The organism is Streptomyces sp. NPDC050418, assembly GCF_044458745.1.
Lineage (GTDB): Bacteria > Actinomycetota > Actinomycetes > Streptomycetales > Streptomycetaceae > Streptomyces.
On the sequence record NZ_JBITIG010000015.1, the window covers coordinates 144,557 to 171,342 of the forward strand.

Genomic DNA, 26,786 nt, shown 5'->3' on the forward strand with positions numbered 1-26,786 from the left:
GGAAGGACCTCGTCATGTCGCGCATTCTCGACCTGGACAGCAGCCAACTCGCCACGCTCCGCGGCAGGGAGCTGACCGCCTCGGTGGCCCAGAGTGAGGGGCGCGCCGTGGTGGCCGAGGTCTGGGCGAACATGTCGATGCTGATGAGCGCGCACGAAACCGGCGGCGTCAGCAACATCGAGGTCGCCGCCGCGTTCGGTGCGGACATCGTGATCATCAACGCCGTGGAGACAGTCTTTGACGGCAGCCGCTGGAACCTTGCGGTGCTCGGCAGCCACGACTCCGTCACCGGCATCGCCGACGCCGTCGGCCGGCCGATCGGCGTCAACATCGAACCCGGCAGGGTTCCCGAGCTGCGCAAGGCGACCGTCGAGAACGCCAAGCGGCTGGTCGATCAGGGTGTCGCCCTGCTGTGCGTGACGGCGAACCCCGCCACCGGCGCCACGCTCGAGGACATCGCCCGCACCAGCGAGGAACTGCGCAACGGACTCGGCGACGACGTCGCCATCTGGTCCGGGAAGATGCACATGGCCGGGCGGATCGAGGTCTTGGACGCCGCCAGGATGGCCGCGGTCGCCGAGGCCGGTGCCGACGGTGTGCTCGTCCCGCTGCCCGGCACGGTTCCCGGCGTCACCCGTGAGATCGCCGCGGACGCCGTACGCCGTATCCACGCCGCCGGTGCCATCGCCATGGGCACCATCGGCACGAGCCAGGAGGGCTCGCACCGCAATCTGGTGCCTCAACTCGCGCTCAACGCCAAGGAGATCGGCGTCGACGCGCACCACATCGGCGATGCCTATGTGTCCGGTTCGATGGATCCCGAATTCCTCTACGACTACTCCGTCGCCATCCGCGGCCGCCGCCACACCTGGCACCGCATGGGCCGCAACACCCGCAAGCGCGGCTGAGCCACGCGCGGGTCGTCGCGCACTCACCGCTAATTCGGTTGCCCGGTAGCGCCCAGCCCTGGTCTACTCGCAGACGTCCGCCGCCACGAAGCGGCCACAAGAGGAGGAATCGGAATGCGCCAGACGTCCATGTCCCGCTCGCTGACCCCGATCCCCTCTTCGAAGGACATGACGCGACGTGTCATCGGCATCGCCGAACCCCTCACTGAATCTGGGCATCCTCGCCCATGTCGACGCAGGTAAGACCAGCCTGACCGAGCGGCTGCTGCACGCCGCCGGTGTGATCGATGCTCCCGGCAGCGTCGACGCGGGCAGCACACAGACGGATTCGCTCGCGCTGGAGCGCCGCCGCGGCATCACCATCAAGTCCGCGGTCGTCTCGTTCCCCCTCGGCCCGCCCGAGGACCAAGTGACCGTCAACCTCATCGATACGCCCGGCCACCCCGATTTCATCGCGGAGGTGGAGCGGGTGCTCGGCGTGCTCGACGGAGCCGTGCTCGTCGTGTCGGCCGTCGAAGGCGTTCAGGCACAGACGCGGATCCTGCTCCGTACGCTGCGCCGCCTCGGCATCCCGACGCTGATCTTCGTCAACAAGATCGACCGACGCGGCGCGGACGCCGAACGCACCCTGCGCCGGATCAACCGCCGCCTCACCCCTGCCGCGCTCGCGATGGGCATGGTCCAGGGCATCGGCGCACGCGACGCCCGCGCCCTCGCGTACGGCTCCGGGGACGCCGGCTTCCGCCGCCGTCTGACCGAAGTCCTCGCCGAACAGGACGAGGAACTGCTCTCCGCGTACGTGACCGACGCACCCGTTCCGTACGAGCGGCTGCTCGGCACGCTGGCCGCTCAGACCCGCGACGGTCTGGTGCACCCGGTGTTCCTCGGCTCGGCAGTCACGGGTGCCGGGGTGCCGGACCTCATGGACGGCATCCGCACCCTGCTGCCGTCCGCCGACCCCGGTGACGGCCGGCTCTCGGGCACCGTCTTCAAGGTCGAGCGTGGTGGGGCCGGTGAGAAGATCGCGTATGTACGGATGTTCTCCGGCGAGTTGGCCGTACGGGACCGGGTACCGGTGGGCCGTGACCGTACGCCCCACGAGGCGAAGGTGACCGCGGTCGAGGTCTTCCACGAAGGCGCGGGTGAGCGCCGGGACGCGGTGCGGGCCGGTGAGATCGCCCGGGTGTGGGGGCTCGGCGAGGTGCGGATCGGGGACTGGGTGGGCGCGGCCCGCAAGGAGTCCGACGACGCGCACTTCGCGCCGCCCACGCTGGAGACGGTCGTGGTGCCGGGTGCCGGGACGGACCGGGGTGCGCTGCATCTGGCGCTGGCCCAACTCGCCGAGCAGGACCCGCTGATCGGGCTCCGCCAGGACGACGTACGCGGAGAGGTGCACCTCTCCCTCTACGGCGAGGTCCAGAAGGAGGTCATCCAGACCACGCTCGCCGAGGAGTTCGGGATCGACGTCGCCTTCCGCGAGACGACGACGATCTGCGTCGAGCGGCCGGCCGGCGTGGGCCACGGCTACGAGAAGGATCTGCTGCCGTTCCTCGGGACGGTCGGGTTGCGCGTGGAACCGGCGGCGCCCGGCAGCGGGATCTCCTTCGGCCTGGAGGTCGAACTCGGCTCCATGCCGTACGCGTTCTTCAAGGCCGTCGAGGAGACGGTGTACGAGACGCTCGGCCAGGGGCTGCTCGGCTGGCAGGTCGTCGACTGCAAGGTGACGATGACGCACTCGGGGTACTGGCCGCGCCAGAGCCACTCGCACGCGACCTTCGACAAGAGCATGTCGAGTACGGCGGGGGACTTCCGGCTGGTCACGCCGCTCGTCCTGATGGATGCGCTGCGGGAGGCGGGGACGCGCGTGGAGGAGCCGGTGCACGCGTTCCGGCTCGAACTGCCCTCGGACGCGCTGAGTCCGGTCCTCGCGCTCCTCGGTCGGCTGCGGGCGGTGCCGGGTACGCCGGATCTCCGGGGTGCCGCCGGTGTCGTGGAGGGCGAGATCCCGGCGGCGAGTCTGCACCGGCTGGGGCAGCTCCTTCCGGGGCTCACCCGCGGCGAAGGCGTGGTCGAGTCCGCGTTCGCGGGCTATCGGCCGGTGGCGGGCGAGCCCGCGGCGCGGGCCCGGACGGACCACAACCCGCTCAGCCGCAAGGAGTATTTGCTGGTGGTGACGCGGCTTCGGTAGGGGGTGGCTGCTGGGCGGGTACGGGTGGCTGAGGCGGGCGGTGGTGGTTGAGACGGCCCGCCTCAGGGCCGGGCGGGCATCCCGGAACGGGCGGACGCTCGTGCCCAGGCGGGCGGGCGTACCAGGTCAGGCGGGCGCCTCAGCCCGAGAGGGCGCCCACCGGGTCCAGGTCGCGTGTGCCGCGGGGCCACCAGTCGTCGGTGCCAGGCTCGGCTTCGTACGGGTACCAGTAGCCGTCGCGGCCGTAGCGGAGCTGGAGGTGGCCGGCCGGGTGCGTGAGGTGGTTGCGCCAGGGGCGGAACGCGGGGTGCTCGGCGGCGAGGAGGGCCGGGCGGGCCTGGTCGAAGGGGCCCGCCGGGGGGTTCCATGGCTCGTCCAGGACGGTGAGGCCGTCGAGGCCGCCCTGGCGCCAGGCGGCCACGGCCCGGGCCAGGTCGGTGGTGGAACGGTCTGCCGCGGCGGCGAGTTGGGCGTACAGCGCACGAGTCGCTCCGGTCAGCCCCGAACCGGGCTGACCGGCGGCGATCCGTACGGCGTCCTGCCAGAGCGTGAGCCCGCCGATGGTGTCCTCCCCCGTGATCAGGAAGGCATGGGCGCGGGCGGCCGCGTCGGTGGCCAACTGGTCGAGTGCCAACGGGTCCGGGCCGCCGGGCGCGGCCGGGTACGCGGGCGGCCGGCCCGCGTGGACGAGCCTGGGCAAAGGCGCGGGCAGGGGCGGCAGGACGCGTTGCCCGAGTGCCTCCGTGGCCCGTACGCCGGGCATCGGCGGGGCGGCCGATTCCGCGCGCGCGGCGCGGTGGGCGTTACGGCGCGCCAGAGTGTCGAGCAGCCAGTGCTCGCCGCGGCCGCGGAGCAGGAGTAGGACGAAGGGGTCGGTGTCGAGCAGCCGTGCCGTCTGGTAGCAGAGGGCGGCCGCGTGCTTGCAGGGATGCCCGAAGTCCGGGCAGGAACAGTCGGGTTGCAGCTCACCCGGCCCCGGCAGCAGGTCGACGCCGAGCCCGGCGGCGAGGTCCGCGAGCCCGTGCGGGAGCTCGCGGTCGAGCAGGGCGGCGAGGTGGCCGGGGTGGTCCGCGGCGGCGTCGAGGAACCGCTCCCAGTCGGCGTCGTCCAGCGTCCGCAGCCGGATCCGTGTGCGGTACGGGCGCTGTCGGCTGCCCTGCACGTACGCGAGGACGTTGCCGGGCGTCACGGTGATCGCCTCGACGTGCCCCTGATCCGCGTACCCCCGCCCTCGCTTGAGCCGCGCGGGATCGGCGGCCACTTCCTCCAGCGCCCGCACCCAGGCGTTCCCCCACCAGGTCTCGGCGAAGTCGCCTTCGTGGGCGGGGCGTTGAGGCAGGGCGGAGAAGGTGCGGCGGAGGTCTTGGACGGGGAGGGGGCGGATGGTGGCTGCTGCGGCGGCGGCCGAGCTGGTCGGGGTCGTCTCGCGACGGGTGAGTTCGTGACGGGTGGGTTCGGGGGCCGGGTCGCGGGGTGTGGTCGCGGTGCGGTCGGCGGTGCGGTCGGCGGCGTGGGGTCGCACGGCGGGTGCGCTGTCGGCATCCCGCTGCGGCGCACCCGCCAACTGGTCCGGTGCGGCGTGAAGTCCCGCTGAGCCGGCCGGCTCGTCCGCGCCGGGAGCGCTCGAGGTCCGTGCGGCCGCTCCGCGCCCGAGGGACTGCAGCAGATCGGCCAGGTCCGCGGACGCCGCGCGTGGGCCGCCGCCCCGGCGGGAGGGGGCAGGCGCGTCGCCTTCGGAGCGGGCGCGCGTACGGGTGGGGGGCGTGGGGGTGGTCTGGCGCGGGCGCTCGGTCCGGTCCTCCTTGTGGGCCGTCTCGCGCGCCGCGCGCAACGCGGCCCTCGCCTCGTCCGCCTCATGACCGGCCTCTCGCGCCGGGGAGCTCTTGGGAGGCTCGGGCGCGCTCGGTGCCGGGTCTGCCGATGGGGTCCCCTCCGTGCGGGCAACCTCCTTGACTGCGGCTTCCGCCCCCTTGCCGACGGGCCGGCTGCCTGCTCCGGCAGCCGCCGACGCGGACCGGGCCGCACGCAGCGCCGCCCGCGCCGCATCCGCCGGACGCGCACCCTCGGATCCCTCCGACGGCTCGGGCCTCGGTCCCGCCGGACCCGGCTCCTCGGAACCTTCCACGGGTTCTGAGGACGACGCGGCTTCGCTGCTCGCCGAGCCGCCCGGACTCTCCGAGGCGGCCGCCGCCTCATCGTTGTCGCGCGACGGCACCGTGTCCGAGCCGAAGCCCGAAGGCCCCGGCTCCGACGGCTCGGACGAGGCACGCCCCTCGCCCGCGGCTCCGTCCTCAGGGGCGCCGACCCCCTCCAACCGCTCCCGCTCCCTCTCCGCCCGAGCCGCCCGCAACGCCGCTCGTGCGCGGTCCGCGGGGCTTCCCTTCGGTGGCGTGTTCATTCCGACCTCCTCAAGGAGACCAGGTCCGCCAGGTCGCGGTCGGTGAGTTCGGTCAGGGCCGACTCGCCCGAGCCCAGGATCGCCTCGGCCAGCTCCCGCTTCGCGGCGAGCATGTCCGCGATGCGGTCCTCCACCGTGCCCTCGGTGATCAGGCGGTGGACCTGAACCGGCTGGGTCTGGCCGATGCGGTAGGCGCGGTCGGTGGCCTGTTCCTCGACTGCCGGGTTCCACCAGCGGTCGAAGTGGACGACGTGACCGGCCCGGGTCAGATTGAGCCCCGTCCCGGCCGCCTTGAGCGACAGGACGAGGATGGGTGTCGCCCCCGCCTGGAAACGGTCGACAAGCCGCTCGCGCTCAGCGACCGGCGTACCCCCGTGCAGGATCTCCACCGGTACGGCGCGATGGGCCAGATGCGCCGCGATGAGCCGGGCCATCCCCACGTACTGCGTGAAGACCAGCACCGAACCGTCCTCCGCGAGGATCGTGTCCACCAGCTCGTCGAGCAGCGCGAGTTTGCCCGAGCGCCCGTCGAGACGCGCCCCGGCCTCCTCCTTGAGGTACTGGGCCGGGTGGTTGCAGATCTGCTTGAGCGCGCCGAGGAGCTTGAGGACCAGGCCGCGGCGTGCGATGCCTTCGGCCGCCTCGATGGCCGCCATCGACTCGCGCACCACGGCCTCGTACAGGCCGGCCTGTTCGCGGGTGAGCGGCACCGGGTGGTCGGTCTCGGTCTTCGGGGGCAGTTCGGGGACGATGCCCGGGTCGGACTTCTTGCGGCGCAGCAGGAACGGGCGGACCAGACGCGCCAAGCGCTCGGCTGCGTCCGGGTGTTCGCCGCCCTCGACGGCGCGCGCGTGCCGCGAGCGGAAGGCCTTGAGCGGGCCGAGCAGCCCGGGGGTCGTCCAGTCGAGCAGGGCCCACAGCTCGGACAGGTTGTTCTCGACGGGGGTGCCGGTCAGGGCCACGCGCGCGGGTGCCGGGATCGTGCGGAGCGCCTTGGCGGTCGCGGACGCCGGGTTCTTGACGTGCTGTGCCTCGTCGGCGACGACCATGCCCCAGGACTGCTGCATCAGACGGGGCGCCGCCGAGCGCATCGTGCCGTACGTGGTGAGGACGAAGCCGCCGTCGAGGTCGTCGAGGCTGCGGCCCGTGCCGTGGTAGCGGCGGACCGGGACGCCGGGCGCGAACTTCTCGATCTCCCGCTGCCAGTTGCCGAGGAGGGAGGCGGGGCAGACGACGAGGGTCGGCTCGGGGCGTGCGCGCTTGAGGTGGAGTGCGATGACGGTGATGGTCTTGCCGAGGCCCATGTCGTCGGCGAGACAGCCGCCGAGGCCGAGGGAGGTCATCCGGTCGAGCCAGGTGAGGCCGCGGAGCTGGTAGTCGCGCAGGGTGGCCCGCAGGCCCGGCGGCGGTTCGGCGGGGGCCAGGGCGGTGGTCAGCCGGGTGCGCAGGGCGGCCAGCGCGCCGACCGGTACGGCCTCGACCGCCTCGCCGTCGACCTCGGCCTCTCCCGTGAGGGCCACGGACAGCGCGTCCACCGGGTCGAGCAACCCCAGTTCGCGCTTGCGCGCCTTGCGGACGAGGGCGGGATCGACCAGGACCCAGCGGTCCCGCAGCCGTACGACGGGCCGGTGGGACTCGGCGAGCAGATCCATGTCTGCCTCGCTGAGCGCCTCGCCGCCGAGCGCCAACTGCCAGCGGAATTCGAGGAGTTGCTCCGCCTCGAAGAAGCCGGTGCCGTCGGTGGCCGAGCCCGGCGCGGGGCGGACGATCGCCGCCGCGGACAGATCCTGCGCGAGATCCTTGGGCCAGTGCACGCCCACGCCCGCCGCGGTGAGCCGGGCGGCCGCGGAACCGAGGAGTTCGTACAACTCCTCCTCGGTGAGCGCCAGGACGTCCGGGGTGTCCCGTTCGGTGAGCCGCTCCAGAGGCGGCCAGACGCGGGCGGCGCGGCGCAGTGCGAGGGCCGCGTCGACCCGGGCGCGCGGCCCGAACACCGCGTCCCCCTCCCCCGCCCACAGCGCCGCCGCGTCGATCACGAGGGTGGGGTCGGCGAGGCTGTGCACCTGGACGATCGCGGCGGCGCCCTGGCCCTGGGCGTCGTCGGTGCGGTCGAACAGGTGGTATCCGCTGAGGTCGAGCCGGAGCGAGATCCGTACGCCGGTGTCCATGCCGGCCGCCGCCTCCGCCGCCCAGTCCCGCGCCTCGGGCAGCCGCTGCGGCGCGCGGGCGGCGAAGGGGGCGCCGACGGCGTGGGCGGCCGCGATGGTACGGGGCAGGGTGTCGGCGACCGCGTCCAGGAAGGCGCGCATCAGGGCTTCGGGGGACGGGAGCCGGAGCGGCCGGGTGTCGGGCAGAGGGCTCGCGTGCCCCTCGTACGGCAGGGCGGCGGCGACCGATCGCAGATAGCGGATGTCGTCCGCTTCGAGTGGGCCCGCCCGCCATGCGTCCAGGTCGTCGCCGGTGAGGCCGGGGAGGAGGCGGCCCCGGGCGACCAGGTGCAGGGCGAAATGTGCGGCGGTGCCCCAGCAGGCTGCCGCAGGGTGGGCGTTCGGTGTGGTGTGGGCGTGGAGCAAGGCCGGTAGGGCCTGCTCCACGGTGAGGGTGCGCGCGGGGACCGTGGTGGTGCGGACCACGGCGCCTCTTCTGCGTACGACGGTGAGGTCTGTGGCCTCGCCCAGGTCTGGGGGCAGTGGGGTGTCGTCGGGTGACCAGAAGGCGAGTCTGCCCTCGCGGGGCAGGGGGGCCGGGAGGAAGACGGGGGCGAGGTGGGCGAGCGCGGTGGTGGGCATGGCGTTGTCGCACCTCCTCGTGCGGCTTGTGCGGGCAGGTGTCGACGACTTTACGGAGCGGGTCTGACAATTTTTTGTTTGTGCAGGTGGGGGTGGGTGGGGGCGCCTGCGGCGGGCTTTCTCCCCGACCCGCCCCTTCCCGAAACCGGGGCTCCGCCCCGGACCCCGCATCCGGACTTCGTTCGGCTCTGCTCAAACGCCGCAGGGGCTGAACGGCTAAGGCGTAGCCGCAGACACCACGTACACCATCGGGCGCTTCGGGTTCGATGTGTTCACCGTGACGTCCTGCGTCGGGCGGGGGTCGCTCTGCTTGTGGGTGAGGCCCGCCCATGGGCCCTCGCCCGTGAACTCCCAGCCGACGACGCGCTGGTCGCGTTCGCTGATGGTGATCTCGTTCGGTTCGAGGGAGTCGACGGTTTCGTCGATGTTCTTGAGGAACTTCTCCAGACCGGCCGGTGTCGTCTCGAACTGCGCGTACAGGCGGCTGGTGCGCCAGTTGTTGGTCTCGTAGTACGCGACCTTCTTGGACTTGCCCGGGATCGGCACCTCGTAGATCCGGCGCTGCACGCGTGAAGGCCAGCCCTCGGTGAGGCCGGTCGCGGAGTACTTCTCCTCCTTGTCGCGGCCGCTGTCCCGGCTCTGGCCCGCGGAGATCGCCAGGTAGACGGCGGGGACGCCGATCAGGAGCACGATGATCGTCGCGGTGATCCAGCGGCGCCGGATCATGTGCCGGTGGTCCTCGGGCCTGCGTGCCGGTTCGTCCGGCGGCGGGGACTGGCGGGGGACGGACGGCGGCATCTACGGGTTTCCTTGCGTGGTGCTGGTGTCGGACGACGGACCGGCGTCGCCGGTACCGGCGGTACCGGCGGTACCGGCGGTACCGGCGCCTTTGCCGCCGGTGCCTTCGTCCAAGGGTGCCTTGGCGTCGGCGAGGGTGGGGATGCGGCCGTTGCGGATCGCCTGGGTGTAGCGCTCGTACCGTTCGTGGCGCTCGACGCGGCGGCGGTTGGCGCGGCGGAAGCGGCGGGCGACGAGGCGGGCGAGGTCCGCCGCGCCCACCATCCCTGCCTCGGGGCCGAGCTGCGCCTTGGCGATCCGCGCCTCGGGGCGGTAGCCGCGGCCGGTGAGCTGGCGGCGGAAGGCGTCGCGGGCGGGCACGATCAGGAGGTCGTCGGCCGCGCTGACGCCGCCGCCGATGACGAAGCAGGACGGGTCGAGGGCGGCGGCGAGGTTGGCGATGCCGACCCCGAGCCACTGGCCGATGTCCTGGAGCAGTTCCACGCACATCGCGTCGCCCTCGCGGGCGAGCTCGGTGATCAGTGGTCCGGTGATGTCGGAGATCTGTCCCTGGACGCGGTCGACGATGTTGTACGCGACGGGGGAATCGGCGGCGGCCAGTTCGCGGGCCTCGCGGACCAGGGCGTTGCCGGAGCTGTACTGCTCCCAGCAGCCGCGGTTGCCGCAGGGGCAGCGGTGGCCGCCGGGGACGACCTGCATATGGCCGAACTCGCCGGCGACACCGAACTTGCCGCGCTTGACCTGGCCGTTCTCCAGCATGGCGCCGCCGATGCCGGTGCCGAGCGTGATCATGACGAGGTTGTCCTCGCCCTGGCCCGCGCCGAAGCGCCACTCGGCCCAGGCTGCGGTGTTCGCGTCGTTGTCGACGAGGACGGGAACGGCGAGGCGCCCTTCGAGGGCCTCGCGCAGGGGTTCGTTGCGCCATGCGAGGTGCGGGGCGAACAGGACGCGGTTGCGGTCCGCGTCGACCCAGCCCGCGGCGCCGATGCCGACGGCGTGCACGTCGTGCCGGTCGGAGAGGTCGAGCACCAGCTCGCAGATGGTGTCCTCGACGACCTTGGGGCTCTTGGACTTGTCCGGGGTCTCCGTGCGGAGCTTCTCCAGGATGACGCCGTCCGCGTCGACGACGCCCGCCATCACCTTCGTACCGCCGATGTCGATGCCGACGGTGGGCACGCGAGGTGCGGTGAGATGCGAGCGGCGCTCGCGCGTCCCTACGGTCCGCAGGGTCGCGCGCGCCGAGCCTCTGGGGGCGAGATCACGGTAAGTGCTCATCGGGGGCGATTCTATGGGCGACGTGGGACGGGTGTGCTGCCCGGCCGGGCAAGCCGGGGCGGGTGGACGCCCACCCCGGCTCCGCGGGCCGGCACAGGTGCATCCCCGCCCCGGCCCCGCGGGTCACCCCTTGTCCGTCGGCTCCCCGCCGAGATGCAGCGGCTCCGGGGCCCGCTCCAGCTCGTGGCTGAGCTCCTCCAGCTCCGAGCCGCCCGCCATCTGGCGCGTCAGCTCGTCGAGGGCGATGTCCGGCTTGGCGTAGCTGCCGGCCATCGTGCCGCGCTTGAGGAGGACGAAACGGTCGCCGACCAGGTACGCGTGGTGCGGGTTGTGCGTGATCAGGACCACGGCGAGGCCTGCGTCACGTGCGGCCGCCACGTACTTGAGGACGACGCCCGACTGCTTGACGCCGAGCGCGGCCGTGGGCTCGTCGAGGACGAGGACCTTGGCGCCGAAGTAGACGGCGCGCGCGATGGCCACGCACTGCCGCTCGCCGCCGGAGAGCGTGCCGATGGGCTGGTCGACGTCGCGCAGGTCGATGCCCATGCGCAGGAGCTCCGCGCGGGTGGTCCCGCGCATGAGCGCGACGTCCATGCGCTTGAGGGGGCCCGCGCCCTTCGTGGGCTCGGAGCCGAGGAAGAAGTTCCGCCAGACCGGCATCAGCGGGACGACGGCGAGATCCTGGTAGACCGTGGCGATGCCGCGGTCGAGGGCCTCGCGCGGCTTGCCGAGGCGGACGTCCTCGCCCTCGATGCGGAAGGTGCCGGCGTCGTGCTGGTGCAGCCCTGCGATGATCTTGATCAGGGTGGACTTGCCGGCGCCGTTGTCGCCGAGGACGCAGGTGACCTCGCCCGCGTGCGCCTCAAGGGAGACACCTTCGAGCGCCCGGATGTTGCCGTAGTACTTGCTGACGTCGTCCAGCTCGACGAGTGCCGTGCCCGTCGCCACTGCCTCCGCAGCCGGAGCCTCGCTCATTTCGTGGCCTCCGCCCGCTTGCGTACCCAGTGGTTGAGGAGCGTGGCGAGCAGCAGCATCGCGCCGAGGAAGAACTTGTACCAGTCGGCGTTCCACTCGGCGAAGACGATGCCCTTGCTGACCATGCCGAAGATCAGCGCGCCGAAGGCGGAGCCGATCGCGGAGCCGTAGCCGCCGGTGATCAGACAGCCGCCGATGACGGCCGCGACGATGTAGATCAGCTCGTTGCCGACGCCCTCGCCGGACTGCACGCGGGCGAAGGAGAACAGCAGATGCTGCCCGGAGATCCAGGCGCCGACGGCGACGCCCATGTAGAGGCCGATGCGGGTCTTGGTCACCGGGACGCCGACCGCGCGGGCCGCGTCGCCGTTGCCGCCGACCGCGAAGATCCAGTTGCCCCAGCGGGTGCGGAGCAGGATCCAGGTGGCGAGCGCGACGAGGACGAGCCACCACAGGATCGTGATCTTGAAGTTGACGCCGCCGATCGAGATCTCGGAGGCGAAGACGTTCTGCGCGGAGGCGAAGCCCTCCATGTCGGCGATCGACTTCGTCTGCACGGTGCCGCTGATCAGCTTGGTCAGGCCGAGGTTGAGGCCCGTCAGCATCAGGAACGTGCCGAGCGTCACGATGAAGCTGGGCAGTTGCGTCCGGGTCAGCATGAAGCCGTTGAAGATGCCGATCGCCAGCGTCACGAGGAGCGAGACGAAGACGCCGACCCAGACGTTGGCGGTCATCTGGTAGCTGATCATCGAGGACGCCAGCGCGGATGACGTGACCAGGACACCGGCGGAGAGGTCGAACTCGCCGCCGATCATCAGGAGCGCCACCGGGACGGCCATGATGCCGAGCGTGGACGCCGCGTACAGGACGGTGCTCAGCGATGACATCCGCAGGAAGCTGTCAGCGGCGAACGAGAAGAAGATGAAGACGGCGACGGCGCCCATCACCGCGCCCAGCTCGGGGCGACCGAGCATCTTGCGCCACAGAGAGGTTCTGAGCAGCCGTTCGTCGGCGGTCGCTGTGGTCATCGGGTCCCCCGCTCGGTGTACTCCAGGAGCGCCCCCGCGTCCTCGCCCGTGATGATCTGCGGGCCGGTCAGGACGGGACGGCCGCCGCCGAGGACATTGGCGTTGTAGCGGTAGAGCCAGAGCAGGTCGATCGCCTCGTAGCCCTGGAGGTACGGCTGCTGGTCGACCGCGAAGCCGTAGGTCTTGTCCTGGAGGCCGCGGGCGACCTCCTCGTTGAGGTCGAAGGTGTCGATCTCGGCCTCGCTGCCGGCGTCCTTCTTGGCCTTGACGGCCGCGTCGGCGAAGGGCGCGCCGAGGGTGAGGACGGAGTCGATGGAGCGGTCGGCCTGGAGCTTGGCGCCGATGCCGGACTGGACCTCGGGCATGTTGGTGCCGTCGACGTAGAGGTTCTGCAGATCGCCCTTGAAGGTCTTCTCGGCGCCCGCGCAACGCTGCTCGTGGCCCACGTTGCCCTGCTCGTGCAGGACGCAGAGCGCCTTCTTCTTGCCGCGCCTGGTGAGCTCCTCGCCGACGGCCTCACCGGCGATCTCCTCGTCCTGGCCGATGTGACTGAGCGCGCCGAACTCCTTGGACTCGGCGGAGCCGGAGTTCACCGTGATCACGGGGATGCCGGCCTTCTTCGCGTTGGCCATGACGCCCTTCATCGCGTCCGGCTTCGCGAGCGTGACGATCAGCCCGTCGACCTTCTTGTCGATGTACGACTGCACGAGCTGCGCCTGCTGCTGCGCCTGGTCGTCGTGCGCGTACAGGAAGTTGATGTTGTCCTTCGCGGCAGCCTGCTTGGCGCCGGACTGGACGATGTCCCAGAAACTGTCGCCATCCCCCGAGTGGGTGACCATCGCGAAGGTCCACCTGGGCGTGTTCACGGCCGCCTTCCCCTGTGCCTCGGCCGACGCCTTGCGTGCGTCCTCGGCGCGCTTGCCGCCCGTGCTGCTGCATCCGGCGACCGATGCCCCCAGTACCGCTGCCAGTGCGATGCCCACCCAGGTCCGAACCCTTGCCACGAAGCCGTGCCCTTCTTGCTGCCTTGCCCGGTGCGCCGCGGCCTGTGCGGCCGCGAACGCCCCAGTATTACTGACCGGCGATCTCCGCCGCCGGACAGGTACCGGGTGGCCGCTCGGCCATACGGTCGAGCGGCACCCGGGCAGGGCGAGGGCGGCGACGGTCACCGCGTGCCGTTCGCGGCCAGCTTCTCGAGCTGCGGGACGTCCTTCTCAGTGATGATGGCCGGGCCGGTGAGGACCTGCTGTCCGCCGCCGATCACGTTGAGGTTCGTTTTGTAGAGCCACAGGCCGTCCACGGCGAGGTAGCCCTGCAGATAGGGCTGCTGGTCGACGGCGAAGGTGATCGCCTTCTTCTTCAACTGCTCGGTGACGGCCTCGTTCAGGTCGAACGTGGACACCTCGGCCTTGCTGCCGGCGTCGCCCTTGGCCTTGATGGCGGCCTCGGCGATGCCCGCGTTCAGCGTGACGACCGCGTCGATGTCCTCGCTCGCCTGCAGCTTCGCGGTGATCTGCGACTGCGTCTGGGGCATGTCGGTGCCGGGCACGTTGATGTTCTCGGTGTCGCCGCCGAAGGCCTTCTTGACGCCCGCGCAGCGCTCCTCCAGGGAGACGTTGCCCTGCTCGTGGATCACGCAGAGCGCCTTCTTGCGGTCCGTCTTCTCCAGTTCGCTGCCGACCGCCTCACCGGCGACGGACTCGTCCTGGCCGATGTGGTTGAGGGCACCGAACTCGGCGGAGAACTGACCGCCGGAGTTGATGGTGATCACCGGGATGCCGGCGTCCTCGGCCTTGCCGAGCACGTCCTTCATGGCCTCGGGCTTGGCGAGGGAGACGACGATGCCGTCGACCTTCTTGTCGATGTACGACTGGACGAGCGAGGCCTGCTCCTTGGCCTGGTCGTCGCTGGCGTACAGGAACTCGACGTTGTCCTTGTCCGCGGCGGCCTGGGCGCCCTTCTGCACGATGTCCCAGAAAGCGTCGCCCTTGCCGGCGTGCGTGACCATGCCGATCGTCAGCTTCGGCCCGGAGACCTTGCCCCCGCCGCCCTCGGACGGCTTGTCCTCGGACTCCTTGCCGCCGGAGCTGCTGCACCCCGCGACGAGGACCGCGGCCGCCGCGAAGGCGGCTATGCCTGCTGCAGTGCGGCGTGTACGCATGGTGAACCCACCTCTTCTCCCGGCCGCCGGGATGCGGCTTGAGTGGTTGTAGCCGTGGCACCGGGCTCCGTCAATGCGTTTGTCAGAACATTCGGACTTCGTTACCCAGTCGGGAAGACGTGCGTAGACCCGGTCGCGGTGTCGCTCAAGGCTCAGGACTCAGGACCGTACGAGCAGCTGGAACTCGAAGGAGTAGCGCGAGGCCCGGTAGAGGTGCGAGCCGTACTCGACCGCGCGTCCCATGTCGTCGAAGGTCGTACGGGCCATGGTGAGCACGGCCGTTCCGGCCGGTTCGCCGAGCCGTGCCGCCTCCTCCCCGGTGGCCGCGCGGGCGCCGATGGACTGGCGGGCGCTGTGCAGGGTGACACTCGCGTTGCGCATGAGGCGGTAGAGGCCGGTGGCCTCCAGGTGGGCTGTCTCCAACGGGAGGAGTCCGACGGGCAGATGGTTGCGGAGGTACGCGACCGGTTCGTCGTGTGCGAACCGCAGCCGCTCGATGCGGTGGACGTCCGCGCCCTCGGCGAGCCCGAGCATGGCGGCGACCTCGGCGGAGGCCGGTTCGATCACGTTGTGCAGGACCTGGGTGGCGGGGCGCTGGCCCGCGGTCTCCAAGTCGTCGTAGAGACTGGACAGTTCGAGGGGGCGCTTCACCTGGCTGTGCACGACCTGGGTGCCGACTCCGCGGCGGCGCACGAGCAGCCCCTTGTCCACGAGGGACTGGATCGCCTGGCGCACGGTGGGGCGCGACAGTCCGAGGCGCCCCGCGAGTTCGATCTCGTTGCCGAGCAGGCTGCCGGGCGCGAGCTTGCCCTGCTCGATGGCCTCTTCCAGCTGCCGGGACAGCTGGTAGTACAGCGGGACCGGGCTGGTGCGGTCGACGCCCAGGGCCAGAGAGGCGTCGCCGACGCTGCTCACGGCCGTCTGTGGTCCCGCTGTGTTCCCTGCAGTGTTCGCACGGTGCACTGCTTGCTTGGACACGGGGCGAGCGTAGCCCCGCGTCCGGTTGACAGGAAGTGGTGAGGTTCGATTGTCCTGACAAACGATGGACAGGGCCTGACGGGCCTGCCACGTTGATGCCATGCGTATCGGACTCATCGGAGCCGGCCGGATCGGTTCCTTCCACGCCGCCGTGCTGAGCCGTCACCGTGACGTGGGCTCGCTGCTCATCGCCGACGCGGATCCCGCGCGGGCCTCCCGGCTCGCGCAGCGGCTGGGCGAGACGGCGGCTCCGGGTGTACGGGAGATCTTCAACTGGGGCGTCGACGCCTTGGTCATCACGGCGGCGACGTCGGCGCACGCGGCGCTCATCGAGCAGGCGGCGCGGGCGGGGCTTCCGGTCTTCTGCGAGAAGCCCATCGCGCTGGACCTTCCGGGGACGAAGGCGGCGCTCGCCCAAGTGGACGCAGCGGGCACTCTTCTGCAGATCGGGTTCCAGCGGCGGTTCGACGCGGGCTACACGGGTGCGCGCGAGGCGGTGCGGTCGGGGCGGCTCGGGCGGCTGCACACCATCCGGGTGATCACCTCGGATCCCGCTCCTCCGCCGCCCGAATACCTGCCGCTGTCGGGCGGCCTGTACCGCGACTGCCTCATCCACGACTTCGACATGCTGCGCTGGGTGACGGGCCTGGAGGTCGAGTCCGTGTACGCGACGGGGTCGGACGCGGGCCCGGAGATGTTCCGCGATGCGGGCGACGTCTCGACGGCGGCGGCCGTCCTGACCCTGACCGGCGGGGTCCTCGCCACGGCCACGGCGACCCGGCTCAACGGTTCGGGCTACGACGTCCGCATGGAACTGGCCGGTGAACTCGACCAGATCGCGGCGGGCCTCGACGACCGCACCCCGATCGCCTCCACCGAGCCCCTGGGCCCGCCCCCGGCCTCCAAACCCTGGCCGGGCTTCCTGGAACGCTTCGCCCCCGCCTACGAAGCCGAACTCGCGGCGTTCGTCTCCCTCCTCCTGGGCGAGCACCCCAACCCCTGCGACGGCCACGAGGCCCTGGCGGCCCTGCGGGTCGCGGAGGCGTGCGAGGTGTCCCGGCGGGAGGGGCGGGTCGTACGGGTGGAGGAGATCGGGTGAGCGGGGAGCTCAGTCCAGCAACCGGATCGTGGGTGCCCGCAAGCTGGTTGCGACCGGGCGTGTGCAGTGGGTGCAGGACTCGCTTGCGGGGCGGACCGTGTTGGTCTGGGTGGTGAACTGGTGGGGGTCCGTGGCCGGTTCGTCGGGGCAGTTGTAGCCGAGGTGGAGGCGGACCCAGGGCTGGAGCGTGGGGGCCGCGCCGCGCAGGCCGGTGCGGGCGTCCGTGAAGGGGGCCCACCAGAAGCTGACGATGGCGTTGAGGGAGAGGCGGTCGTCGCCCGAGGTGATGTCGAAGGCCGCGATACGGGCCGCCGTGTAGTGGCTGGGGAAGCCGCTGCTGGTGCTGCCCGAGCACAGGGAGCGTTCCGCGCCGAGTTCGAGGACCGTCGTCCGCGCGGTGCGTTCGCACATGAAGCAGTCGAGCGCGAGCTCGATCTTGGAGCGCCAGTGGACATGGTGGAAGCCCTCACCGCCGCCGAGGCGGGCGGTGAGTTCAGCCTGTATCTCCAGTTGGCGCTGCATCAGGAGCCGACGGTGTTCAGCACCGTCCCCTGCGCCACCGCGCACAGGGTCTCCGTGCCGTCGTCGTCGACGCACACGAGGTCGCAGCGGGCGACGGCCTGCCGGCGGCCCGCGTGCACGACCTCGGCGCGGGCGAGCAGGGTACGGCCGCGGGCCGGGCGCATGTACTGGATGGAGAAGCCCGCGGTGAGCACGGCGGGCCCGAGCGCCGAACCCGCCGCGAACGTGAGGGAGTTGTCGGCCGCGTAGGCGAGGACACCGCCGTGCAGGAAGCCGTTCTGCTGCTGCAGCTCCTCGCGTATGTCCAGTTCGAGCACGGCGGCCCCGTCGCCGAAGGACGTGATGCGGGTCTTCAGCAGGCGGCTGAACGGCTGGGCGTCCAGGACCTGTTCGGCGACGCCGAGATCAAACGTGGTGCGGTCGAACTCCTGCATGAGAGCTTCCTCCGAAGGTGGTCTGCGAGCCGCATTTCACCACTTCACGGGGAGTTTCCGCACCCCCCGCACCAGCATCCCGGGCAGCCACGGCCCGGCCGCCCCGTCGAGCGCGAGGTCCGGGCAGCGCTCCAGGAGGGTGCGCAGCGCGATGCGCGCCTCCAGGCGGGCGAGCGGTGCGCCCATGCAGAAGTGGATGCCGTGGCCGAAGGCCAGATGCCCCTGGGTGCTGCGGTCCGGGTCGAAGCGCCCCGGGTCGGGGAAGCGGCCGGGATCGTGACCGGCGGCGGCGAGCGAGACGAGGACCGGCTGCCCGGCGGGGATGGTGACCTCACCGACCTCGACGGGTTCGGTGCTGAAGCGGTACGTGGCGTTCTCCACCGGCCCCTCGTGCCGCAGGGTCTCCTCGATCACCGCGTCGAGCCGCCCGGAGTCGGCCCGTACGGCGTCGAGTTCGGCGGGGTGTGTGAGCAGGGCGTGCACCGCGTTGCCGATGAGGTTGACCGTGGTCTCGTGCCCGGCGACCAGGAGCAGGAAGGCCATCGCGCGCAGTTCGTCGGCGGAGAGCTGGTCGCCGTCCTCGGCGGTGGTGCGGATCAGGGCGCTCAGCAGATCGTCCGCCGGACCGCTGCAGCGCTTGTCCTCGATCAACTCGTCCAGATACGTGGCGAGTTGGGTGACCGCCGCCATTTCGGCGTCCGCCCCGGTCGGCGCGACCACCTCGTTGGACATCGCGCGGAAGGCATCGCGGTCCATGGCGGGCACACCGAGCAGCTCGCAGATCACGGTGAGCGGCAGCGGGAAGGCGAAGGCGTCGATGAGGTCGGTCCGCCCGCGGTCCCCCATCGCGTCGAGCAGCCCGTCGGTGACGGCCTGCACGCGGGGCGCGAGGGCTTCGACGCGGCGGGCGGTGAACTCGCGGGCCACGAGCTTGCGCAGCCGGGTGTGCTGGGGCGGGTCGGCGAGCAGCAGATGGGTGCCGATGAGGTCGCCGTCGAGCGCCGTGCCGTCGAGGACGGACGGGTTCTTCGCGAGCCGCGGGTCGGTGAGCGCGGCCCGCGCCTCCTCGTAGCCGACGATCATCCACGTGTACATCTCGTCGTACGGCGGGGCCAGCCGGACGAGATGCGCGGGCCCGCGCTCGCGCAGCGCGGCGTAGACGGGATACGGGTCCCTGGTGAACTCCTCGCCGTACGCGCCCAGATCGACGATCTCCGTCATGAAACGGTCCTCTCCGCAGCCGGAAGCCCCGAGGTCACTCCCTTCGAGGCTAACCCGGAAGATCAAGCGACCGGGGATCCGGTGCGGCGGGCGTCCGCGGGTTCCGTGCGGATCACGCCGCCCGCCTCCAGGAAGCGGGCGAGCGGCAGGGTCGCCGCGCCGACCGTGACCGCGTCGGGGCCGAGGCGGCCCAGGACCAGGGAGGTGCCCGCGAAGGGGTGGCGCAGGGCGTACGAGGCGGCGGCCTCGCGGACCGCGGGGAGCAGCCGGGGGCCGAGCAGGAGGCCGGCCCAGCCGCCGAGGACGATGCGTTCCGGGTTGAAGAGATTGACGAGGTCGGCGATGCCCGCGCCGAGGTAGCGCGCGGTCTCGTCGAGGAGTCCGGCCGCGTCGGGCGCGGCGAGGAGCTCGGCCAGCGCGCCTTCCTCGTCGGCCGCCGACCAGCGGCCGCCGTTCTCGCGCCACCGCTGGAGCAGCGCCTCGGCGCCCACGTACGCCTCCAGGCAGCCGGTCGCACCGCACCGGCAGGAGCGTCCGCCGACGACCTGCAGGACCGTGTGCCCCCACTCCCCCGCGCTGCTGGTGGCGCCCTGGTAGGGCACCCCGTCGGCGATGACGCACGCGCCGACACCGGAGCCGATCAGGGTGACGACGGCATTGCGGGCGCCGCGGCCCGCACCGAACCACATCTCGGCGCGGCCGAGGGTCTTGGCGCCGTTGTCGATGAACAGCGGTATCCCGGACGGGAGGTGGCCGGAGGACTGCAGCAGCGAGCCGAGCGGCACGGCGTCCCAGCCGATGGTCTGGCCGTGCACGACGGAGCCGGAGTCGACGATGCCGGGGACGCCGACCCCGATGCCGAGCAGCGGCCGCTCGGGGTTCTCGCGCAGCAGGAGCACCTGCCGGAGCCCTTCGCCGATGAGCCGTACGACCCGTTCGACGTCGTGTCCGTCGGGCGGCAACGGCAGGTCGGCGCGGGCGAGTTCGGTGAGCGTGAGGTCGAAGAGCTCGACGCGGATCCGGGTCTCGCCGACGTCCACGCCGACGAGATGGCCGCTGCCGGGCGCGACGCGCAGCAGCGTACGGGGGCGTCCGCCGTCGGATTCCACGGATCCGGCGTCCTCGACGATGCCGTCCGTGACGAGTTCTCCGACCACGTTGCTGATCGATCCGGAGCTGAGGCCGGTGAGCGGGCCGAGCTCCTGGCGGCTCAGCGGACCTTCGAAGTACAGCCGCCCGAGCACCGTCGCGCGATTGCTGCGTCGCAGGTCACGCACGGTCCGCCGGTGTGGTTGCGCCATGCTCGCCCCTCCCTTGGCCCGCGGACAGCAGCCACCCGTGGCTCCCGACTGCCCTGCGTCCGTGACCATAACGTGCCCGTGAACTCGTGCGCGAGCTCTTGACGCCCCCTTCTCTCACTACTTAACTCACGCCTTGAATTTAGCCGTGACGCCCGTTCATGAGTTGAACGGGGCCACCCCCTGAGAGGGGCCCTCATGCGCACGATACGAGCCGCCGCTGCCGCCGCCCTCGTCCTCGCCCTGACCGCGACCGCCGCCGGCTGCGGCGGCGGTACGGCGACCGACGGCGAGGGCAGCAACAAAAGCCCCGAGAAGCTCACGTACTGGGCCTCGAACCAGGGCCCGAGCATCGAGGCCGACAAGAAGATCCTCACCAAGGAGATCGCGAAGTTCGAGAAGAAGACCGGGATCGACGTCGAGCTGGAGGTCGTCCCGTGGTCGGACCTGCTCAACCGCATCATGGCCGCGACAAGTTCGGGCCAGGGTCCTGACGTCCTGAACATCGGCAACACCTGGTCCGCCTCGCTGCAGGCGACCGGGGCGCTGCTGCCGTGGGACGAGAAGAACTTCGCGAGGATCGGCGGCCGGGACCGGTTCACCGAGGCGGCCGTCGCCGCGGCCGGGGCGGAGGGCAAGGACCCCGCCGCGGTCCCGCTGTACTCGCTGTCGTACGCCCTCTACTACAACAAGAAGATCTTCAAGGACGCGGGGATCGAGAAGCCGCCGGCCACCTGGGACGAGCTGGTCGAGGCCGGCAAGAAGGTCACCAAGGGCGACACCTACGGTCTGGCTCTTGAAGGCGGCAATCTCTCCAACCACATCCACCAGGCCTTCGTGCTCGCCAAGCAGCACGGCGCCGACTTCTTCACCGAGGACGGCAAGCCGGACTTCACCTCCGACGGCGCGGTCGCGGGCGTGAAGCAGTGGGTGGACTTCATGGCCAAGGACAGGATCACGTCCAAGAGCGCCGCCGAATACGCCCAGAACCAGTCGCTCAGCGACTTCTCCAAGGGCAAGGCGGCGATGGTGCTGTGGCAGGCCGCCGCCTCCACGTTCAAGTCGCAGGGCATGGACGAGAGCGAGTACGGGGTCGCTCCCGTTCCGGTGCAGTCGGGCACGCCCGGACAGGGCGAGCAGATCAACTCGATGGTGGCCGGGATCAACATCTCCGTCTTCAAGAACAGCGACAACCTCGACGGGGCCGTGGACTTCGTGAAGTTCATGACCTCCGACGAGGAGCAGCGGATCCTCAACTCGACCTACGGCTCGATCCCGCCGGTCAAGGCGGCCCAGGAGGACGCGGCCTTCGGCAAGCCGGACACCTCCGTGCTGCGCGACGTCCTCGGCAAGAGCGCGGCGCCGCTGCCGCAGGTGCCCGAGGAGTCGCAGTTCGAGACGGTCGTCGGCACCGCCATCAAGGATCTGTTCGCCGACGCGGCCGCGGGCCGGCCGGTGACCACGGAGTCCGTGAAGGCCGCGCTCGGCAAGGCCGAGCAGCAGATGACCAAGAGCTGAGGACCACGACGTGACCTCGCTCGACATGAAGGCGCCCGCGGCGGGGGAAGCACTGCGCTCCCCCGCCGGGGGTCCGCCCCCGCGCCGCAGGCTGCGCCTCCCCGACCGGCTGCGGCGCGGCGGGCTCCCGTATCTACTGCTGCTTCCCGCGCTCGTGCTCGAACTGCTCATCCACCTGGTGCCGATGGTCATCGGCGCCGTGATGAGCTTCAAGGAGCTCACGCAGTTCTACATCCGCGACTGGGGCAGCGCCCCGTGGACGGGCTTCGACAACTTCCGTATCGCCGTGGACTTCGACGCGCCCGTCGGTGCCGCGCTGCTCCACTCGTTCTGGGTGACCTGCGCGTTCACGGTGCTCGCCGTCGGCTTCTCCTGGCTGCTCGGGGTCACCGCGGCGATCCTGATGCAGGAGAACTTCCGCGGTCGTGCGGTACTGCGCGCGGTGTTCCTGACGCCGTACGCGCTGCCGGTCTACGCGGCCGTGATCACCTGGGCGTTCATGTTCCAGCGGGACAACGGCCTGGTGAACTCGGTGCTCGGCGGCGACAGTTTCTGGCTGATCGGAGACAACAGCTTCTGGGCCCTGACGATCGTGGCGATCTGGAAGACCTGGCCGTTCGCCTTCCTGATGCTGATGGCCGGGCTGCAGAACATCCCCGGCGAGCTGTACGAGGCGGCCGCGCTCGACGGCGCCGGGATCTGGCAGCAGATCCGCCGGATCACCCTGCCTTCGCTGGCGCCCGTCAACCAGGTCCTGGTCCTTGTGCTGTTCCTGTGGACGTTCAACGACTTCAACACGCCGTTCCTGCTGTTCGGCAAGTCGGCGCCCGAGGCCGCGGACCTCGTCTCGATCCATATCTACCAATCGTCGTTCCTGACCTGGAACTTCGGCTCGGGCTCGGCGATGTCCGTGCTCCTGCTGCTCTTCCTGCTCCTGGTCACGGCGGTGTACCTGCTGGTCACCTCGCGCGGAAAGAGGCGAGTCGATGTCTGAGCGACCCCGCTCCCTGACGGCCGGGCGGCCTCGTTCCCCGATGGCGCCACCCCGGTCCTTCGTGTGGACCCGCCGGATCGTGCTGAGCCTGCTCGCGCTCTTCGCGCTGCTTCCGGTCTACGTGATGCTCTCCAGTTCGGTGAAGCCCCTGGAGGACACCCTCGGCGAGTGGACCTGGCTGCCGAGCGACATCACGTTCCGCCCGTACATCGACATCTGGGAGACCGTCCCGCTCGCGAAGTACTTCATGAACTCGCTGATCGTGGCGGGCGCGGCGACCGTCTGCTCGGTGGTGATCGCGGTCTTCGCGGCGTACGCGGTGAGCCGCTACGAGTTCCGCGGCAAGCGGGTGTTCACGGTGACGATCCTGTCCACGCAGATGTTCCCGGGCATCCTCTTCCTGCTCCCGCTCTTCCTGATCTTCGTGAACATCGGGAACTCCACGGGCATCGCGCTCTACGGCTCGCGCGGCGGTCTGATCCTCACGTATCTGACCTTCTCGCTGCCGTTCTCGATCTGGATGCTGATCGGCTACTTCTCCTCGATCCCGCGCGACCTGGACGAGGCCGCGCTCGTGGACGGCTGCGGACCGCTCGGGGCGCTCTTCCGCGTCGTCGTCCCGGCCGCGGTGCCGGGGATCGTCGCGGTGGCCGTCTACGCGTTCATGACCGCGTGGGGCGAGGTCCTCTTCGCCTCGGTGATGACCAACGACACCACACGCACGCTGGCCGTCGGTCTCAAGGCTTACGCCACGGAGAACAACGTGTACTGGAACCAGGTGATGGCCGCCTCGCTGGTCGTGAGCGTGCCGATCGTCGCCGGGTTCCTGCTGCTCCAGCGCTACCTGGTGGCCGGCCTCACCGCAGGGGCCGTGAAGTGACGCTCCACCGCACCACACCGCACCACCTGCACCTCATCCGATGGGAAAGGCACTACGTGACTTCGGCTGACGACCTCCGCACCCCGCACGGCGACCTCGCCGCGCTGCCCGCCGACTTCGTCTGGGGCACCGCCACCTCGGCGTACCAGATCGAGGGCGCCGTCGCCGACGACGGCCGCTCCCCCTCGATCTGGGACACCTTCTCGCACACCCCGGGGAAGATCGACGGGGACGACCACGGTGACGTGGCCTGCGACCACTACCACCGCTGGCGCGAAGACCTCGGCCTGATGCGGGAACTGGGCGCGGACGCGTACCGCTTCTCGGTGGCGTGGCCGCGCGTCGTCCCGCAGGCCGACGGCGTGGTGAACGCGAAGGGGCTCGCCTTCTACGACCGGCTCGTGGACGGCCTCTGCGAGGCGGGCATCACGCCTCATCTCACCCTCTACCACTGGGACCTGCCGCAGTGGCAGCAGGACCGTGGCGGCTGGCCGGAGCGGAGCACGGCACAGCGATTCGCCGAGTACGCGGCCGTGGTGGGCGAGAAGCTCGGCGACCGCGTCAAGGACTGGTGCACGCTCAACGAGCCGCTGTGCTCGGCGTGGATCGGCCATCTGGAGGGCCGGATGGCGCCCGGCGTCACCGACCTCGCGCAGGCCGTACGCGCCTCGTACCACCTGCACCTCGGCCACGGCCTCGCGACGCAGGCGCTGCGGGCCAACGTGCCCGGTGCACGCGTCGGTATCGTCAACAACCTCAGCCCGATCGTCCCGGCCTCGGACCGCCCCGAGGACATCGAGGCGGCCCGCCGCGCGGACGGCCACACCAACCGCTGGTGGCTCGACCCGGTCTTCGGCCGCGGCTATCCCGAGGACATGCAGGAGCTGTACGGGGTCGAACTCCCCGAACACGACGGCGACTTGGAGCTGATCGGCGCACCGCTCGACTGGCTCGGCGTGAACTTCTACTTCCGCCAGGTCGTCGCGGCCGACCCTGAAGGGCCCGCACCGTACGCACGGCAGGTCCCGGTCGAGGGCGCGCCGACCACGTCCATGGACTGGGAGGTGCACGCGCGCAGCCTGGAGGACATCCTGCTGCGGGTCACACGTGAATACGGACCACGCCGGCTGTACGTCACGGAGAACGGGTCCGCGTACGTGGACACCGTCGACCCGGACGGCGGCGTCCGCGACCCCGAGCGCACCCGCTACCTGGAGGAACACCTCGCGGCCTGCGCCCGCGCGGTGGCGGGCGGCGCCCCGCTGGCCGGGTACTTCGCGTGGTCGCTGCTCGACAACTTCGAGTGGGCGTACGGCTACGACAAGCGCTTCGGTCTGGTGCATGTCGACTACGCGACGCAGAAGCGCACGGTGAAGGGCAGCGGCCGCCGTTACGCCGAGCTGATCGCGGGCCACCGGGGACGGGGGCGCCGGGCGGCGTGAGGTGCCGTGAGGGGGCTCCGGCGGCCGTGATTACATCTTCCGCATGGCCCTGTTCAAAGACTTCAATTTCAAGCTTGTTGTGATCGATGAGCTCATGTACGGGCAGGAGCCCCTCCTCACGCCCGTTTTCGACCTCCACGCGCTGCTTCACGCGCGGGGCATTCGCGACGCCGCGACCCACGTGCTGGCGAACGGTCTGCACGAGGAGGTGCTCGCCGAGCCCCGCGCGTACTTCGAGGCGCTGGAGATCGGTGACGAGCTGCTCGCCGGCATCGAGGAGCTCTGCTTCGACGCGGGACTCGACATCTACCGGCACTGCGCGCCGGCCTGGGACGGCGAGGACGACCTGTTCGACATCCGCTCCCTGGACGACCTCGCCCTGCTGCCCAACCTGAAGGAGGTCACCTTCGTGGACGACGGCACGCTGGCGGCGCCCGACAAGTGGGAGATCCTCGAAGCCCGCGGCATCGAGGCGAGTTGAGCCAGTGAGGCGTACGCCGTGGTCCTCACCCCGACCACGGCGTACGGCTCAGTCCGCGAGCCGGAACGAGAGCTCCGTCTCCCACTTCTCCAGGTCCGGTTCGAGCCGCGGATCCGTGTGGTAGCTCTCCAGACGGCAGCCCCATACCTCGCCCTCGGGCGTGCGGACCATGTCCCAGTGCACGCCCTTCGCATGGCCCCATTTGAGGAGGGACGAGGCGGCCGCGAGGAGCTTGTCGGGGTGGCCGACGTGGTGCACCGTCGCGTACCGCCCCGCGGGCAGGGTCCCCGCGAAGAGGTCGGGGTGCGGGAGGCGGACCCGTTCGTTCACCGGGACACCGGCCACCACGTGCAGTTCGTGCTCGGGATCCGAGGGGTCGATGAGCTCGTACTTGAAGAACGGGCCGTCGGCCGGCGCGATGCCGCGCTCGGCGAGCAGGCCGACGATCTCCGGCAGCCGGTCGGCGATCAGTCCGAAGGACGACCAGGTGACACGGCCCCGTACGCCGACGAACCGCTGCTCGGCGCGCTCCACGATGCGCGGTTGAGTCCCCATGGGGTGATACTGCCGGGCCGCCCGGCCCCGCGCACCCCGACGGACCGTCCCCGCTCACCCGGGTCGGCCATCGGCCGTTGCCGCGTCAGTCCTCCAGGAGCCCCGCATCGTGGGCAAGGAGTGCGATCTGGACGCGGTTGTTCAGGTCGAGCTTGGTGAGGATCCGGCTGACGTGGGCCTTCACCGTCGCGACGCTCATGAACAGCTGCGCGGCGATCTCCGCGTTCGACTTGCCCTGCCCGACGGCGACGGCGACCTCGCGCTCCCGCTCGGCCAGCTCCGCGATCCGCTGCCGCGCCTTCTCCCGCCGCCCGCCGTTCGGCTCGGGCGCGGCGGCCTGCGAGATCAGCTGACGGGTGACGGCGGGCGAGAGCACCGGCTCGCCCGCGGCGACCCGGCGGACCGCCGCGACGATCTCGGCGGGCGGGGTGTCCTTGAGCACGAAGCCCGCCGCGCCCGCGCGCAGCGCCCGCACCACCTGTTCGTCGGCGTGGAACGTGGTGAGGACGACGACCTCCGGCGCCTCCTTGCGGGCGCGCAGCTGCTCGGTCGCGGTCAGACCGTCGACGTGCGGCATCCGGATGTCCATCAGGACCACGTCGGGCCGGGTGCGGTCCACGAGCTCGGCCACCTCGCTGCCGTCCGCCGCCTCGCCGACGATCTCGATGCCGGAGTCGCCGCCGAGCATGAAGGACAGTCCGGCCCTCACCAGAGGGTCGTCGTCGACGAGCAGCAGGCGGATCACGTTCATGGATCCACCGTATCCCCTCATGAACACCTCACCGGGTCGCGCGGAGATCGCTACTCTGACCGTCGACCAGAACCCGGTTCTGGAATCTTCTTC

The 26,786-nt window shown here is 71.0% G+C and carries 22 protein-coding genes and 1 pseudogene; 8 read left to right on the top strand and 15 right to left on the bottom strand.

What is annotated here, in order from left to right; all coding sequences use genetic code 11:
- The first annotated feature begins 14 nt into the window (after positions 1 to 14).
- Both ACIBI4_RS31085 and ACIBI4_RS31090 read left to right on the top strand, forming a co-directional pair.
- Entirely contained in the window at positions 15 to 908 is an 894-nt protein-coding gene (locus ACIBI4_RS31085; RefSeq protein WP_399207500.1) for a hypothetical protein, read from the top strand.
- A gap of 178 nt (positions 909 to 1,086) precedes the next feature.
- Positions 1,087 to 3,096, top strand: a complete 2,010-nt coding sequence (locus ACIBI4_RS31090; RefSeq protein WP_399207501.1) for a GTP-binding protein — start codon at positions 1,087 to 1,089, stop codon at positions 3,094 to 3,096.
- Positions 3,097 to 3,235: 139 nt separating this feature from the next.
- Here ACIBI4_RS31090 and ACIBI4_RS31095 read toward each other — a convergent pair whose 3' ends face one another.
- The 9 genes and pseudogenes from ACIBI4_RS31095 to ACIBI4_RS31135 all read right to left on the bottom strand — a co-directional run bounded on the left by ACIBI4_RS31095 (position 3,236) and on the right by ACIBI4_RS31135 (position 15,498).
- Positions 3,236 to 4,927: an SWIM zinc finger family protein gene (locus ACIBI4_RS31095; protein ID WP_399207502.1), complete on the bottom strand. Its 1,692-nt coding sequence runs from the start codon at positions 4,925 to 4,927 to the stop codon at positions 3,236 to 3,238.
- A gap of 563 nt (positions 4,928 to 5,490) precedes the next feature.
- Entirely contained in the window at positions 5,491 to 8,283 is a 2,793-nt protein-coding gene (locus ACIBI4_RS31100) for a DEAD/DEAH box helicase (RefSeq protein WP_399207503.1), read from the bottom strand.
- 216 nt (positions 8,284 to 8,499) lie between these two features.
- On the bottom strand, positions 8,500 to 9,081 hold the full coding sequence (locus ACIBI4_RS31105; protein WP_399207505.1) for a sugar kinase: 582 nt from the start codon (positions 9,079 to 9,081) through the stop codon (positions 8,500 to 8,502).
- Between the two features lie 147 nt (positions 9,082 to 9,228).
- Positions 9,229 to 10,356 (bottom strand): annotated as a pseudogene (locus ACIBI4_RS31110) (ROK family glucokinase); the annotation flags it as partial.
- 123 nt (positions 10,357 to 10,479) lie between these two features.
- The gene (locus ACIBI4_RS31115; RefSeq protein ID WP_399207506.1) at positions 10,480 to 11,331 is read right to left on the bottom strand and encodes an ATP-binding cassette domain-containing protein; all 852 of its coding nucleotides are present in this window, start codon (positions 11,329 to 11,331) and stop codon (positions 10,480 to 10,482) included.
- Positions 11,328 to 12,359, bottom strand: coding sequence for an ABC transporter permease (locus tag ACIBI4_RS31120; protein ID WP_399207507.1), 1,032 nt, complete (start codon positions 12,357 to 12,359; stop codon positions 11,328 to 11,330). Before ACIBI4_RS31120 ends, ACIBI4_RS31115 begins: the two co-directional genes overlap by 4 nt.
- Positions 12,356 to 13,363 carry a sugar ABC transporter substrate-binding protein gene (locus ACIBI4_RS31125; RefSeq protein WP_399207508.1) on the bottom strand — a complete coding sequence of 336 codons (1,008 nt, stop codon included), beginning with the start codon at positions 13,361 to 13,363 and terminating at the stop codon, positions 12,356 to 12,358. Before ACIBI4_RS31125 ends, ACIBI4_RS31120 begins: the two co-directional genes overlap by 4 nt.
- Before the next feature lie 161 nt (positions 13,364 to 13,524).
- On the bottom strand, positions 13,525 to 14,520 hold the full coding sequence (locus ACIBI4_RS31130) for a substrate-binding domain-containing protein (protein WP_399207509.1): 996 nt from the start codon (positions 14,518 to 14,520) through the stop codon (positions 13,525 to 13,527).
- A gap of 159 nt (positions 14,521 to 14,679) precedes the next feature.
- Positions 14,680 to 15,498 carry a GntR family transcriptional regulator gene (locus tag ACIBI4_RS31135; RefSeq protein WP_399207510.1) on the bottom strand — a complete coding sequence of 273 codons (819 nt, stop codon included), beginning with the start codon at positions 15,496 to 15,498 and terminating at the stop codon, positions 14,680 to 14,682.
- 100 nt (positions 15,499 to 15,598) lie between these two features.
- Here ACIBI4_RS31135 and ACIBI4_RS31140 point away from each other — a divergent pair, with 100 nt between their 5' ends.
- Positions 15,599 to 16,597, top strand: coding sequence for a Gfo/Idh/MocA family oxidoreductase (locus ACIBI4_RS31140; protein WP_399207511.1), 999 nt, complete (start codon positions 15,599 to 15,601; stop codon positions 16,595 to 16,597).
- 9 nt (positions 16,598 to 16,606) lie between these two features.
- Here the strand turns inward: ACIBI4_RS31140 and ACIBI4_RS31145 are convergent, their stop codons facing one another.
- From ACIBI4_RS31145 to ACIBI4_RS31160, 4 genes are all read right to left on the bottom strand, one after another.
- Complete coding sequence (locus ACIBI4_RS31145; protein ID WP_399207512.1) at positions 16,607 to 17,119, bottom strand: hypothetical protein; 513 nt, start codon at positions 17,117 to 17,119, stop codon at positions 16,607 to 16,609.
- Complete coding sequence (locus tag ACIBI4_RS31150; protein ID WP_399207513.1) at positions 17,119 to 17,553, bottom strand: PaaI family thioesterase; 435 nt, start codon at positions 17,551 to 17,553, stop codon at positions 17,119 to 17,121. The genes ACIBI4_RS31145 and ACIBI4_RS31150 overlap by 1 nt, the downstream gene beginning before the upstream one ends.
- 36 nt (positions 17,554 to 17,589) lie before the next feature.
- The gene (locus ACIBI4_RS31155; RefSeq protein WP_399207515.1) at positions 17,590 to 18,774 is read right to left on the bottom strand and encodes a cytochrome P450; all 1,185 of its coding nucleotides are present in this window, start codon (positions 18,772 to 18,774) and stop codon (positions 17,590 to 17,592) included.
- A gap of 62 nt (positions 18,775 to 18,836) precedes the next feature.
- Positions 18,837 to 20,075: an ROK family protein gene (locus ACIBI4_RS31160; protein ID WP_399207516.1), complete on the bottom strand. Its 1,239-nt coding sequence runs from the start codon at positions 20,073 to 20,075 to the stop codon at positions 18,837 to 18,839.
- Positions 20,076 to 20,270: 195 nt separating this feature from the next.
- On the opposite strand from ACIBI4_RS31160, the gene ACIBI4_RS31165 reads away from it, so the two are divergent.
- The 5 genes from ACIBI4_RS31165 to ACIBI4_RS31185 are packed head-to-tail and all read left to right on the top strand — an operon-like array spanning position 20,271 to position 25,387.
- The gene (locus ACIBI4_RS31165; protein ID WP_399207517.1) at positions 20,271 to 21,590 is read left to right on the top strand and encodes an ABC transporter substrate-binding protein; all 1,320 of its coding nucleotides are present in this window, start codon (positions 20,271 to 20,273) and stop codon (positions 21,588 to 21,590) included.
- A gap of 25 nt (positions 21,591 to 21,615) precedes the next feature.
- On the top strand, positions 21,616 to 22,584 hold the full coding sequence (locus ACIBI4_RS31170) for a carbohydrate ABC transporter permease (protein WP_399207588.1): 969 nt from the start codon (positions 21,616 to 21,618) through the stop codon (positions 22,582 to 22,584).
- Positions 22,577 to 23,464 (top strand): carbohydrate ABC transporter permease, encoded by an 888-nt coding sequence (locus tag ACIBI4_RS31175; protein ID WP_399207518.1) that lies wholly within the window; start codon positions 22,577 to 22,579, stop codon positions 23,462 to 23,464. Before ACIBI4_RS31170 ends, ACIBI4_RS31175 begins: the two co-directional genes overlap by 8 nt.
- A 56-nt stretch (positions 23,465 to 23,520) precedes the next feature.
- A complete protein-coding gene (locus tag ACIBI4_RS31180) occupies positions 23,521 to 24,906 on the top strand; it encodes a GH1 family beta-glucosidase (protein ID WP_399207519.1) in 1,386 nt (461 codons plus the stop codon).
- A 43-nt stretch (positions 24,907 to 24,949) separates the two neighbouring features.
- Positions 24,950 to 25,387, top strand: a complete 438-nt coding sequence (locus tag ACIBI4_RS31185; protein ID WP_399207520.1) for a DUF6892 domain-containing protein — start codon at positions 24,950 to 24,952, stop codon at positions 25,385 to 25,387.
- A gap of 48 nt (positions 25,388 to 25,435) precedes the next feature.
- Here ACIBI4_RS31185 and ACIBI4_RS31190 read toward each other — a convergent pair whose 3' ends face one another.
- Both ACIBI4_RS31190 and ACIBI4_RS31195 read right to left on the bottom strand, forming a co-directional pair.
- On the bottom strand, positions 25,436 to 25,942 hold the full coding sequence (locus ACIBI4_RS31190; protein ID WP_399207521.1) for a GyrI-like domain-containing protein: 507 nt from the start codon (positions 25,940 to 25,942) through the stop codon (positions 25,436 to 25,438).
- A gap of 85 nt (positions 25,943 to 26,027) precedes the next feature.
- Positions 26,028 to 26,693 carry a response regulator gene (locus ACIBI4_RS31195; protein WP_399207522.1) on the bottom strand — a complete coding sequence of 222 codons (666 nt, stop codon included), beginning with the start codon at positions 26,691 to 26,693 and terminating at the stop codon, positions 26,028 to 26,030.
- Between the last annotated feature and the right edge of the window lie 93 nt (positions 26,694 to 26,786).